This is a genomic window from Xanthobacter aminoxidans, assembly GCF_043193615.1.
Taxonomy (GTDB): domain Bacteria; phylum Pseudomonadota; class Alphaproteobacteria; order Rhizobiales; family Xanthobacteraceae; genus Xanthobacter; species Xanthobacter aminoxidans.
In genome coordinates, this window is sequence record NZ_JBAFUS010000001.1 from 345,531 (window position 1) to 357,544 (window position 12,014).

Here is a 12,014-nt window from a genome sequence, read left to right on the forward strand (position 1 = left end):
ATGGCGAGCATCGAGGCGAAGACCGGACCGATGACCCACAGCCGCCTGCCCCAGCGCGGCCTCTCCCGCCATGCCCGCCTCGCCTTGGTGTGGCTGGCGCTGGCGGCGGTGCCCTTCGTGGTGCCCAATGCCTACTGGATCTCGCTCGCCAACCTCGCCCTCATCAATCTGGTGCTGATCGCCTCCCTCAACCTGCTGATGGGCTATGGCGGCCAGATCTCCCTCGCCCACGCCGGCTTCTTCGGCCTGGGAGCCTATGCGAGCGGCATCCTGAATGTGCGCTACGGCGTGCCACCCTGGGCCGGGCTGCCGGCGGCCGCCGTCGTCGCCGGCCTTGGTGCGCTTCTCATCGGCATTCCGGCGTTGCGGCTGCGCGGGCACTATCTCGCCATGGCGACGCTGGGGTGGAACGCCATCCTCGTCGTCTTTTTCACCCAATTGGTGGGGTTCACCGGCGGGCCCAACGGCCTCCTCGGAGTCGAGCCTTTCTCGATCTTCGGCCATGCGCTGGACACCGAGGCGAAGGCCTTCCCGCTGGCGTGGGCAGTGGCCTTCTTCGTGATGCTCGCCATCTCCAATCTTCTCGCCTCGCGCATCGGCCGCAGCATTCGCGCGGTGGCGACCAACGAGCTGGGCGCGCAATCGCTGGGCATCGACAGCTTCCGGACCAAGCTCGCCGTGTTCGTGCTCAGCGCTGGCATGGCCGGCATCGCCGGCAGCCTCTATGTCCACATCAACCAGTATGCCTCGCCGGAAACCTTCGGCATCGCCCCCTCCATCATGCTGCTGGTTATGGTCGCCATCGGCGGCGCGGGCACCTTCTACGGGCCGATGCTGGGCGCGCTGATCTACACCGCCGTGCCGCAGATCCTGCTCGATTACGAGGATGTCGAGCTGATGCTGTTCGGCCTCGGCCTTCTGGTGGTGCTGATCCTCTTCCCGCGCGGCCTCGCAGGGATCCCCGCGGCGCTGGCCGGCCTTGTGCGCAGGAGGCGGGCATGAACACGCCGCGCAACACCGGCGATCTCCTGGAGGTGGAAAACCTCACCTGCCGCTTCGCCGGCGTCACCGCCGTCGATGATCTGTCCTTCCGCGTGAAGGCCGGGGAGATCAAGGCGGTGATCGGCCCCAACGGCGCCGGCAAGTCCACGCTGTTCAACATGATCGCCGGCGTCACCCGCCCCACCGACGGCGCCATCAAGTTCGACGGCGCGCGCATCGACCGCCTGCCAACCCACGAGCGGGCCCGCCGGGGCATCGCCCGCACCTTCCAGAACCTGCAGATCTTCCGCGAGATGAGCGTGCTGGAAAACGTGATGGTCGGCCGCCATCTGCGCGGACGCGCCACCACCCTGTCGGCTCTTCTCCACGTCCCGTCCGTGGGCGCCGAGGAACGGGCGATGGAGACCACCGCCATGGCCCTGCTGGAGCGCTTCGGCCTCGCCGCCAAGGCCCATGCGCTGGCGGGATCGCTGGCGTTCGGGCAGATGAAGGTGCTGGAGCTGGCCCGCGCCCTAGCCTCCGAGCCGCGCCTGCTGCTGCTGGACGAGCCCGCCGCCGGCCTGCCCCACGCCGAGGCGGACAAGATGGCCGAGACCATCCGCGACCTGAACCGCGACGGCATGACCGTGCTGCTGGTGGAGCACAACATGCGCATGGTCATGTCGCTCTCCCACGACATTCTGGTGCTCAACAACGGCCGGCGCATCGCCGAGGGCACGGCGGAAGACGTCCGTCGCCATCCGGAGGTGCTCTCCGCCTATCTCGGCGAGGAGGCAGCCGATGCTTGAGGTGGAAGGCCTCGTCGCCGGCTATGGCGGCACCGAAGTTCTGCACGCGGTTTCCCTGAAGGTGGCGCGCGGGCAGTCCGTCTGCCTCATCGGCGCCAACGGCGCGGGCAAGACCACGCTGCTGCGCACCCTCGCCGGCCTCATCCGACCCACGGCGGGGCGCATCTTCTTCGACGGGGCGGACATCACCAACCTCTCCACCTCGGCCCGGCTCTCGCGCGGGCTGGCGCTGGTGCCGGAGGGGCGGCGGGTGTTCGCGCCCATGACGGTGGAGGAAAACCTGGAGATGGGCGCCTTCCGCCGGCTGTGGCCGCGCCGGGCGCAGGGCGTCGCCGGCGACCGCGACATGGTGTTCGCGCTCTTCCCGCGCCTCGCCGAGCGGCGGCGGCAGGCGGCGGGGCTGCTCTCCGGCGGCGAGCAGCAGATGCTCGCCATCGGCCGCGCCCTCATGGGCCGCCCGCGCCTCCTGCTGTTGGACGAGCCCTCCATGGGCCTCTCCCCCAAGGTGGTGCAGGAGATCTTCGCCACCATCCGTCGCCTCAATGCCGAGGGCATGTCCCTCCTCATCGCCGAGCAGAATGCGAGCATGGCCCTGCGCAGCGCCGCCCACGGCTACGTCCTCGCCGAGGGGGCCGTCGTGCGCGACGGCGCGGGCGCCGACCTGCTCCATGACGACGGCGTGCGCGCCGCCTATCTCGGCCTGTGAGTTTTCGGAAATCCCATGCCGCATACCCTCATCGATCCCGCGCTCGAAGCCGAATACGCCCTGCGCCGCCGGCATCCCGAGCGCGAGAGCGTCTATGACGGCCATCGCCGCCTCGGCGCGGCGCTGCGCGCCACCGGCGGCTGGCGGCTCGACCAGCGTTACGGGCCGGGGCCGCGCTGCCTGCTGGATGTGTTCCCGGCGGGCGAAGGGGCGCCGGTGCTGTTCTTCATCCATGGCGGCTACTGGCGGGCGCTGGACAAGTCCGATGTCTCCTTCATCGCCGGCCCCTGCCTGGCCCCAGGTGTGACGCTGGTGGCGCCGGGCTATGACCTCGCGCCCGGCGTGCGCGTCGCCGACATCGTGGACGAGATGCGGCTCGCTCTGAGCTGGGTGGTGGAGAACCTCGCCCCCTCCCGCATCGTGGTCGCCGGCCATTCGGCGGGCGGGCAGCTCGCCGCCATGCTGGCGCTCGATCAGGCGGCGCGGGGCGACGGCCCCATCTGCGCCCTCGCCGGACTGTCCGGCGTGTATGACCTGCGCCCTCTGCGTCACACCTCCATCAATGCCGACCTCCGCCTCTCGGCACCGGAAGCGGCGGCGATGAGCCCGCTGCTGCGCCTCGGCGACCTTCCACCCGGCGCGCGGCTGATGCCGCTCCTCTGCGCCGTGGGCGGAGACGAGACGGACGGCTTCAAGCGATGGAGCCGCGATTTCGCCGAGCTGTGGGGCGCGCGCGGTGGCGCCGTGCAGCGCATGGAGCCGGCGCGCCGCAACCATTTCACCCTGCTCGATCCCCTGGCCGATGGCGCCGATCCGCTCACCCGCGCGATCCTCGCCCTCGCCCGCCCTCCGGAGGCCTGAATGCCCGCCCTTTCCGCCGTGCTCGCCACCCCCGCCGACGCCGCTCTGCCCTACAGCCCCGCCGTGCTGGCGAGCGGCCCGATGCGCACGCTCTATATCTCGGGACAGGTGGGTATCGATGCCTCCGGGCAGGTGCCGGCGGATTTCGAGGGGCAGGTGCGCGCCGCCTTCGCCAATCTGGAGGCGGTGCTCGCGGCGGCCGGCATGGGGCTCGGCGACCTCGCCAAGGTCACGGCCTATCTCACCGATCCCGCCGACTATGCCGGCTACGGGGCGCTGCGCACGGAGCTGCTCAAGGGCCACAAGCCCGCCTCGACCCTGGTCATCGCCGCAGCGCTTGCCCGCCCCGAATGGCGTTTCGAGATCGAGGCCGTAGCGGTGGCTGCCGCCTGACCGTCAGGCCGAAATCCCCTGCCGCAGCGCCAGGAGCGTCAGTGCGATATCCGACTGGACGCCGAGCTTGGCGCGGATCTGGGAGCGGATGTTGGCCACCGTCTTGGGGCTGAGGTTCAAGGTCTCGGCGATGTCGTCCGTGCCCTTGTCGGCAAGGAGCAGGCGCAGCACCTCGAACTCGCGCGGGCTCAGCACCTCGGCGACGCTCGGAGTCTCCTTCAGGCGGGAGAGCGCGAGCTCGTGGTCGATATCAGGGCTCAGCGCCATACGGCCGGCGAGCACGTCCCGCACCGCGCCGATCAGCACCTCGGGCGGGCTGCTCTTGGTGACGTAGCCCAGCGCCCCGGCGCGGATGGCCTGCACGGCGAAGGCGGCATTCTGGTGCATGGTGAAGACGAGGATGCGCGCCGTCCCGTCCCATTGCCGGATGCGCCGGATGGCCTCCACGCCGCCGAAGCCGGGCAGGGACAGATCCATCACCACCAGATCAGGCCGCGCCTGCTTGAACAGCCGGTAGGCCTCGGCCCCCTCCCCCGCCTCCGCGACCACGGCGAGGCCGGGCTGGCGGTCCAGAAGGGCGCGGTAGCCTTCGCGCACCACGGCGTGGTCGTCCACCAGCATGATGCGCTGGGTCATGATGCTGCCTCCCCGGCCGGGAGCGGGAGCCTCGCCCGCAGCAGGAGGCCACCGGCGGGCGCGGTCCCGATGGAGAGTTCGCCCCCCATGACGGCCACGCGCTCGCGCATGCCGAGCAGGCCGAACCCGTCCGCCGCCGGTGCCGGCGCGCCCCGGCCGTCGTCCTCCACGGTGAGCATGACGACATCGCCCGCCGGACCCGTCTCACGCGCAAGGAGCAGCCGCACGTTGGAGGCGCCAGCGTGTTTCGCGGCATTGGTGATGGCCTCCTGCGCGATGCGGTAGAGGCCGGCAGCGAAGGCCGGCTCCAGCGGATCGAGCTGGCCGGTCACATCCAGACTGAAGCGGGTGGCTGCGCCGAGCCGGCCGTTCCAGCCCGTAACCAGCCCTTCGAGGCTGGCGACGAGGCCCAGTTCCTCCACCTCCGGTGGCCGCAGGCGCAGGAGCGCGCCGCGCAGGGCCTGCATCATGGACTGGGCGGTGCGGCCGATGCTTTGACACTCGGGAACCAGCGCCGGGCAATCGCGCGCCGCCGTCTGGCCGGCGAGTGCCGCCACCGCGCCGATGGCGGCGAGGCTCTGGCCGAATTCATCGTGCAGCTCGCGGGCGAGGGACCGCCGCTCCTCGTCCTGCACCGCGATCAGCCGGCGGGTGAGGCTCCGGCTCTCGTCAAGCGCCGCCTGAAGCCGCGCCGCCAGCGCATTGAACACCTGTCCCACCGCCGACAGCTCGGCGAGATCGAAAGCCGGCATGCGGGCGGAGAGGTCGCCGCGCGTCAGGCGATCGAGCCCTTCGCCGATGATGCGGGTGGGCCTGAGCGCCCGCGCCAGAGCGAGATAGACCAGCGCGCACAGCACCAGCAGCATGGCCGCGACCAATACGGCGAGGCGGCTTACCTCGCGCCACGCCCGCCCCGCCTGCGTTTCCGGGGCGAGGGTGACGGTGACAACGCCTTCCGCCGCCCCGCCCACCGCCACCATGCGCTCAGCCGTGCCCCGCGCTCCGAACAAGCCGTCATAAAGGCGCTGAAACAGCTCCGGCGTGCGCCCGTCGTCCGGCTCGGCACCGCTGCACAGGCGCTGCAAGCCCTCGGCGCCGGCAGGGCGGAAGGCGATGCACAGGCCGGGCGCCATCAAGGCCGGCGCAAGGCGCTGGAGATCGGGAAACACGCCGGGCGCGCCGCGCACCCACTGCATCTGCTGGCGCTGGAACGCGAGATCGCGGGCCATCAGATCGGCGATGCGGGCCACCTGCACCTCGCCCGCACGCACGCCATCAAGGAGCAGCCAGCCCACCGCCCCGACTAGGCACAGCGCCATCAGCGCGGCGATCTGGAGGGTCAGCCGGAGCTTGAGGTCGAGCCGGGAACGGGTCATCGGTTCACTCGCAGGCGGGCACCGGGCGGCCACGATGCCGGTCAGGACCTTAGGGACGTGGGCGCGCCGGCGGAAGATCGCCGCCGCACGTCGGGAAATCTTCCCGGCTCCCGGCGTGAACCCGTCTCTGGCCGGAGGGCGATAGCGGCGGCACGCTCAGGCCATCAGACCGGAGACACGACCATGGCGCTGCGCCCCTTCCCGCTCCTGCCCGCTCTCGCCGTTCTCGGCACACTCGCGAGCGCCGCCGCCGCTGGCAGCGAGGCGCGAGGCGTGGCGATCATCGATTTCACCTACAGCGACTCCTCCGGCGAGCCGCGCGACCAGACCGCCGAGCATCAGGCGCGGGTGAAGGCCTTCATGGCCGCCCTCGCCACCGACCTGGCCGCCGGCGGGCGCCTGCGCGTGGTGACGCCGGACTGCGATCCCGCACCCTGCACGCTCACGGCCGGCGCGGTGCCGGAGCTGGCCGAGGCGGCGAAGCAGGCCGGCGCCGACCTGCTCGTGGTCGGCGGCATCCACAAGATGAGCACGCTGGTGCAGATGGCCAAGGTGGAGGTGGTCGCGGTGAACGCCGGCCGCGTGGTGTTCCAGAAGCTCTACACCTTCCGGGGCGACAATGACGAAGCGTGGCGCCGCGCGGAATCCTTCATCGCCGGCCAGATCCTTACCGTGTCGCAGGATTGATCCAGGCTCCCGGATGGCCCCGGCAGCCGTCCTTTGCGGCACGCGCCATGCTGCTCGGGCAGGAGATGTTCAAGCAGTGCCTTGACCACTAATGTCCGCGGCTCTGCATTGGGAGGAGCCGATCGTGGAACTCAGACCGTTCAATTACAGCCTTCCACCTTCGCTTCGCACCTCGGCCGTGGCGGGTGCTTTGGTAGCGGCCGCGCTGCTTGTCTCGGCGGTGGCGCAGGCCGAGGTGCCGGCCAAGGTCGTCGAACAGCTCGGCGCGCCGGCGTCGATCAGCACGGGCTTCGGGCCGCTGACCTTCAAGGACGGCGTGCCGACGGCCGAGACGGCCGAGAAGACCTACGACATCCTCGATTTCAACCAGGCGCTCGCCGCCTACAACAACAGCTTTCGCGGCGCCTCGGCGCTGGCCCTCGTCAAGGGCTTCGAGAGCATCGGCGCCAAGCCCGGCGATGTGGTCATCTTCTCGAAGCTGATGGATTCCCATTCGCTGTTCCTGACGGCCAACGCCGACACGGTCTACTACCTGACCGGACTCGACCTGAGCAAAGGCCCGGTCGTGGTCGAGCAGCCCTCCGACGCGGTGGGCACCATCAACGACATGTGGTTCTCGTGGATCATCGACATCGGCGGGCCGGGGCCGGATCGCGGGCTCGGCGGCAAGTACCTGATCGTCGGGCCGGACTATGATGGGCCCCTGCCGGAAGGCGGCTATTTCATCGGGCGCTCGAAGACCAACTTCGCGCTCTATGCAGCGCGGGCCTACCTTAAGGACAACGATCCCAAGCCCGCTGTCGAGAACATCAGGAAGACCATGAAGGTCTATCCCTACCAGCCGGGCGCCTACGGTTCGAGCCTCGCGCAGGCATTGGACGGGAAGGTCCGCATCGCCCCCGAGCCCAAGATCCCCGAGACCAAGTTCATCGAGGGCAGCGGCCTGTCGTTCAACACGATCCCGCCCAGCGACATCGGCTTCTTCGAGCTGATCAACGAGAACGTCCAGATGCAGCCGGCGACCAGCTACGACGTGGAGCTGGCCGGCCAGCTCGCCGCCATCGGCATCGTCCACGGCAAGCCGTTCAATCCCGATGCGCGGATGAAGAAAATCCTGTCGGACGCGGCGGCCTTCGGGCAGGCGACCGGGCGGGCACTCAACTGGCGCTATGCGATGAAGCACCCGGACTGGGCCTATTACAAGGACTCCAGATGGGGCAGCATGCTGTGGCAGGGCGGCGCCTTCTTCGAGACGCCCCCGCCCGTCTTCGAGGCGGGCGTATTCAAGCCCCTGCCGCCGACCGGCGCGCGGACGCTCGATTCCCGCACAGCCTTCTATTACGGCTACACGCTTGATTCCCCCGGCATGATCATGCGCGTGCCGGGCATCGGCTCGCAGTATCTGATGAGCTTCCTCGATCCCGAGGGGAATCCCTTCGACGGCGCGAAGACCTACAAGGTGGTGCTGCCGCCGCACATCCCGGCGGCGGCCTTCTGGTCGCTCACGCTCTACGACAACCAGACCCGCTCGATGCTGCAGACGCCCCAGAACTATCCCCGCGCCGGCAGCCAGGGCTATCCCTCCCCAGCGGCCGAGGCGGCGGCGGACGGCACGACCACCATCTGGTTCGGGCCGACCCAGCCCCAGGGCGTCGCGCGCGCCAACTGGATCCAGACCATGCCCGGCAAGGGCTGGTTCACCATCCTGCGTCTCTACAGCCCGCTGCCGTCCTTCTTCGACAAGAGCTGGCGGGTGGGCGAGATCGAAACCGTGAAGTAGCGGCTTCCGGCCCGGAGGCGCGTCCTGCGCTCCCGGGCCGGTTTCCAACCCATGGCGGTCTCAGCGCCCGCGCTGGTCCCAGCGGCCGCCCATGGTGTTCACGAGGTGGACGTAGTCGAACAGGTCGCTCAGCATGAAGTGCCGGTTTTCGATGGTGGTCATGTGCGCCACCGTGTGCGGATCGCCTTCGAGATAGCGGAAGGCCGTGGCGCGGAACTGCTCCGGCAGGGCCAGATTGAACGGCGAGGGCTGGGTCAGCATGCGACAGATCTGGTCGAACAGCAGGCGGAAGCGCTCGTCCTCGGGGTCCATGTAGACATCCCCGAAGTCCGCCTTGTAGCGCCCGAAGAGCGCGAGATAGTCGTCGGCGTCCGGCTTTTGCTGCATCGGGCTTCCTCCCTTGGCTCCTCCGCCAGGGCGCAAACAAGTTCGATGCCAGACGCCACCGCTTCGCACGCGAGGGACACCAGGTCGCGGCCTCTCGCGTACCTGTCGCGTACCTGTCGCGGGCCCCTGCCCCGCTCCGCGCATTCGGGGACTTGGGTGAAAAGCGCTATGCTCCCCTGCGAGAAAATGCCATTGAGGATCAACCTGTCGGCAAGCTCGGGATGCGCCTTTGAATACCGCGTTGAGGGAGAGTGAGCGGCTCAAGGCGCTAGCCAGCTTCAACATGCTGGACAGCCCGAGGGAGCGGGATTTCGACGAGATCGCCGAATTGACCTCGCGCATCTGCGAAACGCCGATCGCCGTCGTGAACTTCATCTCCGACCATCGTCAGTTCTTCAAGGCCGAGGTGGGCCTGGGGGTCCGCGAGACGCCCCTGGACAGCTCGTTCTGCGCCAAGGCGATCCTGGAACAAGAGTTTCTTCTCGTTCCTGATGCGACCCAGGACCCGCGCTTTGCCTGCAATCCCCTGGTCACGGGGGAGCCGAACCTGCGGTTCTATGCAGGCGCGTTGCTGAAGACCACCGAAGGCCATGCCATCGGCACCCTGTGCGTCTTGGATTACCGGCCCCGGCAGCTTTCCCAGCTTCAGCAGGACACCCTCAAGGTGCTCGCCCGTCAGGTGATGCGGCAGCTGGAGCTCCGGCAGGCCCTGCGCGAGCGTGACGAAGCGCAGAAGCAGCAGGCCGTCCTGAATGCCGAGATCACCCACCGGATGAAGAATACGCTGGCCATGGTTCAGGCCATTGCGACCCAGACGCTCCGGGGCGTGCAGGAGCGCGATGCCGTCGAGGCCCTCTGCCGGCGGATCGCGGCCATGGGCATCGCGCACGACCAGTTGCTCCAGCAGGACTGGATGGCCGCCTCCATGATGAGCGTCGTGCGACCGATGCTCGAACTCCATGGGGACGACGGCCGCATCGCGACATCCGGCCCCGACATCGAACTCGGTCCGAAGACCACGCTCTCGCTCTCTTTGCTCCTTCACGAGCTGGCGACGAACGCGGCCAAGCATGGGGCGCTGTCCGTACCCGGCGGCAAGGTCGACCTGTCGTGGACGATCGACGAAGAGGCCGGCGAGCCGACGCTTCGGATGACCTGGCAGGAGTCGGGTGGCCCGATGGTGAACGAGCCCGGCCGGCGAAGCTTCGGATCTCTTCTGATCGAGATGGGACTGCTCGGGAAGGGCGGCGTCGTGAAGGAGTGGATGCCGTCCGGGCTGGTGGCGCGGTTCGAAGCGCGCATGGCGGACGTTCAAAGACGCTGAGACCGCCCGCGGACGAGTCGAGGCCGCGACGCGGCCGCCGCCTGAGCCTTACGAGAGCAACCGCCCCACCAGCACACCAGCTGCCGCAGCGGAAGCGGCGATGGTCAGCGTCTCCGCCGTGGCGCGCACGATGGAGCGCTTGCCCACGATGCCGCGCCCGACACCCAGCGCCACCAGCAGCGCCGTCGTCAGCAGCAGCGAGACGATCCGCGCCTGATCCATGGGCAGGAAGGCGAAGGGCAGCACCGGGGTGAATCCGGCGAACAGGTCCGAGACGAACATCCAGAAGGCATGCGAGGTCGGGCTGGCGCCGTCATCCGCCTCGTCGAGCTCGGAGCGCAGGCCGAGGGTGGCGCGCGGCGCACGCTTCAGCGCCTCCGCCACCTGCGCCACGTCCGCCGCCGCCATGCCGCCGCGGGTGAGGGCCGCCGCGACGGTCTCCACCTGCGCTGCGGCCTCCGTCGCATCCACCGGCCCGTTGCGCCGGGCGCGGCGGGCGTCACGCACCGATTCCGCATCGAGATAGCTGCCCGCCATCATGGAGACGGCTGCTGCCGCCGCACCAGTGGCGCCAGCGATCAGCACCGCGCGGGGATCGTTGGTGCTCATGGCCACGCCGAAGACGAGGCCGAAGATGGAGACGGTGCCGTCCTCCATGCCGAACACCACATCGCCGATGGACGCCTTGAGCGAGGCAACGACGCGCGACGGCAGCGACATGATGCGTTTCTCCAGCCCGATCCTGACAGCCTCGCTGCTCATGACACGGCCGGCAAGCTGACGAAAGGGCATTCCAATTCCTTGGGCATTCCTTTCCGGAATGAAAGCCGACTGAAAGCTGAAAGGGTTTATCCGTGTTGGTGTGGAGAAGCCGGCCGTCTCATAAGCGCCGCAGGTCCACCACCAGGAAACGCGGGCGCAGGGCGCCCTCACGGGAAGGGCATCACATGCTGAAATCCTCTGCTCGCATCCTTGCGCGCGGCCGCCTGAAGGCGCTCGCCGGTGCGGCCGCTATCGCCGCGAGCCTGCTCGGCCCGGCTGCCGCCCATGCCGAGAAGCTGACCATCATCGTCGGCGGCATGGAAAAGCAGATCTACCTGCCCGCCGCCCTCACCAATGCGCTCGGCTACTTCAAGGATGAAGGGCTTGAGGTGGAGCTCATCAACTCCCGCGCCGGTGTCGAGGCGGAAAACGAACTGCTCGCCGGCGCCGTGCAGGGCGTGGTGGGCTTCTACGACCACACCATCGATCTTCAGGCCAAGGGCAAGTTCATCACCTCCGTGGTGCAGTTCAGCCAGGCGCCCGGCGAAGTGCAGATGGTGGCGACCAAATACGCCGACCAGATCAAGTCGCCGGCCGACTTCAAGGGCCATACGCTGGGCGTGACTGGCCTCGGCTCCTCCACGGACTTCCTCACCCGCTATCTCGCCTTCAAGGGCGGCCTGAAGCCGGGCGACTATTCCCTGCTGCCGGTGGGCGCGGGCAATACCTTCATCGCCGCCATGAAGCAGGACCAGATCCAGTCCGGCATGACCACCGAGCCGACCATCGGCCAGCTGGTGAAGATGGGCGTCGCCAAGATCCTCATCGACATGCGCACGCCGGAGAAGACCGTTGCGGCCCTCGGCGGCCTCTATCCGGCCGCCTCCTTCTACGTGCAGGCGAGCTGGCTGGAGAGCCATCCCGCCGAGGCGCAGAAGCTCGCCAATGCCTTCGTGCGCACCATGCGCTTCATCGCCAGCCACTCGGCGGCGGAGATCGCGGAGAAGATGCCGAAGGACTATTACGTCGGCGACAAGGACCTCTACATTCAGGGTCTGGCCGAGGGTAAGGCGCAATTCACGCCGGACGGCCGCATGCCCGCCGGTGGTCCCGAGACGGTACTGAAGGTGCTGCAGGCCTTCTCCAAGAACGTGCAGGGCAAGGCCATCGACCTGTCCAAGACCTACACCACCACCTACGTGGACAACGCCGCCAAAACGCTCGGCAACTGAGCCTCGGCACCTGACGCTCGTCTGCTGACCCCGGCGCTGCGGCCTCGTCGCGGCGCCCCTCATCACACCCCGAAAGAATT

13 protein-coding genes are annotated in these 12,014 nt (G+C 68.8%); 9 read left to right on the top strand and 4 right to left on the bottom strand.

Features of this window, described 5'->3' with window-relative positions; all coding sequences use genetic code 11:
• From V5F74_RS01590 to V5F74_RS01610, 5 genes are read left to right on the top strand one after another with little or no spacing between them, the layout of a single operon-like run.
• On the top strand, positions 1–1,002 hold the full coding sequence (locus tag V5F74_RS01590; protein ID WP_394005883.1) for a branched-chain amino acid ABC transporter permease: 1,002 nt from the start codon (positions 1–3) through the stop codon (positions 1,000–1,002).
• Complete coding sequence (locus V5F74_RS01595; RefSeq protein ID WP_394005885.1) at positions 999–1,790, top strand: ABC transporter ATP-binding protein; 792 nt, start codon at positions 999–1,001, stop codon at positions 1,788–1,790. Before V5F74_RS01590 ends, V5F74_RS01595 begins: the two co-directional genes overlap by 4 nt.
• Complete coding sequence (locus tag V5F74_RS01600) at positions 1,783–2,496, top strand: ABC transporter ATP-binding protein (RefSeq protein ID WP_394005887.1); 714 nt, start codon at positions 1,783–1,785, stop codon at positions 2,494–2,496. Before V5F74_RS01595 ends, V5F74_RS01600 begins: the two co-directional genes overlap by 8 nt.
• A gap of 15 nt (positions 2,497–2,511) precedes the next feature.
• Positions 2,512–3,357 (top strand): alpha/beta hydrolase, encoded by an 846-nt coding sequence (locus tag V5F74_RS01605; RefSeq protein WP_394005889.1) that lies wholly within the window; start codon positions 2,512–2,514, stop codon positions 3,355–3,357.
• Positions 3,358–3,750, top strand: a complete 393-nt coding sequence (locus V5F74_RS01610) for a RidA family protein (protein WP_394005891.1) — start codon at positions 3,358–3,360, stop codon at positions 3,748–3,750. It begins immediately after the preceding gene.
• Positions 3,751–3,753: 3 nt separating this feature from the next.
• Here V5F74_RS01610 and V5F74_RS01615 read toward each other — a convergent pair whose 3' ends face one another.
• Both V5F74_RS01615 and V5F74_RS01620 read right to left on the bottom strand, forming a co-directional pair.
• A complete protein-coding gene (locus V5F74_RS01615; protein ID WP_029558244.1) occupies positions 3,754–4,386 on the bottom strand; it encodes a response regulator in 633 nt (210 codons plus the stop codon).
• Entirely contained in the window at positions 4,383–5,762 is a 1,380-nt protein-coding gene (locus V5F74_RS01620; protein ID WP_394005893.1) for a sensor histidine kinase, read from the bottom strand. The genes V5F74_RS01615 and V5F74_RS01620 overlap by 4 nt, the downstream gene beginning before the upstream one ends.
• A 183-nt stretch (positions 5,763–5,945) precedes the next feature.
• On the opposite strand from V5F74_RS01620, the gene V5F74_RS01625 reads away from it, so the two are divergent.
• Complete coding sequence (locus tag V5F74_RS01625) at positions 5,946–6,449, top strand: DUF2380 domain-containing protein (RefSeq protein WP_394005895.1); 504 nt, start codon at positions 5,946–5,948, stop codon at positions 6,447–6,449.
• A 124-nt stretch (positions 6,450–6,573) separates the two neighbouring features.
• Positions 6,574–8,229: a DUF1254 domain-containing protein gene (locus V5F74_RS01630; RefSeq protein ID WP_394005897.1), complete on the top strand. Its 1,656-nt coding sequence runs from the start codon at positions 6,574–6,576 to the stop codon at positions 8,227–8,229.
• Positions 8,230–8,289: 60 nt separating this feature from the next.
• Here V5F74_RS01630 and V5F74_RS01635 read toward each other — a convergent pair whose 3' ends face one another.
• Positions 8,290–8,616 (bottom strand): hypothetical protein, encoded by a 327-nt coding sequence (locus tag V5F74_RS01635; RefSeq protein WP_250166073.1) that lies wholly within the window; start codon positions 8,614–8,616, stop codon positions 8,290–8,292.
• A gap of 229 nt (positions 8,617–8,845) precedes the next feature.
• On the opposite strand from V5F74_RS01635, the gene V5F74_RS01640 reads away from it, so the two are divergent.
• Complete coding sequence (locus tag V5F74_RS01640; RefSeq protein WP_245279387.1) at positions 8,846–9,940, top strand: HWE histidine kinase domain-containing protein; 1,095 nt, start codon at positions 8,846–8,848, stop codon at positions 9,938–9,940.
• A gap of 48 nt (positions 9,941–9,988) precedes the next feature.
• Here V5F74_RS01640 and V5F74_RS01645 read toward each other — a convergent pair whose 3' ends face one another.
• Entirely contained in the window at positions 9,989–10,660 is a 672-nt protein-coding gene (locus V5F74_RS01645; protein WP_029558239.1) for a VIT1/CCC1 transporter family protein, read from the bottom strand.
• Between the two features lie 230 nt (positions 10,661–10,890).
• Here V5F74_RS01645 and V5F74_RS01650 point away from each other — a divergent pair, with 230 nt between their 5' ends.
• Positions 10,891–11,934, top strand: coding sequence for an ABC transporter substrate-binding protein (locus V5F74_RS01650; RefSeq protein ID WP_394007453.1), 1,044 nt, complete (start codon positions 10,891–10,893; stop codon positions 11,932–11,934).
• The last annotated feature ends 80 nt before the right edge of the window (positions 11,935–12,014 follow it).

Coding starts and splice junctions, on each gene's coding strand:
- V5F74_RS01590 (WP_394005883.1), top strand. CDS start 1: ATGGCGAGCATCGAGGCGAAGACCGGACCGATGACCCACAGCCGCCTG.
- V5F74_RS01600 (WP_394005887.1), top strand. CDS start 1,783: ATGCTTGAGGTGGAAGGCCTCGTCGCCGGCTATGGCGGCACCGAAGTT.
- V5F74_RS01635 (WP_250166073.1), bottom strand. CDS start 8,616: ATGCAGCAAAAGCCGGACGCCGACGACTATCTCGCGCTCTTCGGGCGC.
- V5F74_RS01625 (WP_394005895.1), top strand. CDS start 5,946: ATGGCGCTGCGCCCCTTCCCGCTCCTGCCCGCTCTCGCCGTTCTCGGC.
- V5F74_RS01645 (WP_029558239.1), bottom strand. CDS start 10,660: ATGTCGCTGCCGTCGCGCGTCGTTGCCTCGCTCAAGGCGTCCATCGGC.
- V5F74_RS01595 (WP_394005885.1), top strand. CDS start 999: ATGAACACGCCGCGCAACACCGGCGATCTCCTGGAGGTGGAAAACCTC.
- V5F74_RS01610 (WP_394005891.1), top strand. CDS start 3,358: ATGCCCGCCCTTTCCGCCGTGCTCGCCACCCCCGCCGACGCCGCTCTG.
- V5F74_RS01605 (WP_394005889.1), top strand. CDS start 2,512: ATGCCGCATACCCTCATCGATCCCGCGCTCGAAGCCGAATACGCCCTG.
- V5F74_RS01615 (WP_029558244.1), bottom strand. CDS start 4,386: ATGACCCAGCGCATCATGCTGGTGGACGACCACGCCGTGGTGCGCGAA.
- V5F74_RS01620 (WP_394005893.1), bottom strand. CDS start 5,762: ATGACCCGTTCCCGGCTCGACCTCAAGCTCCGGCTGACCCTCCAGATC.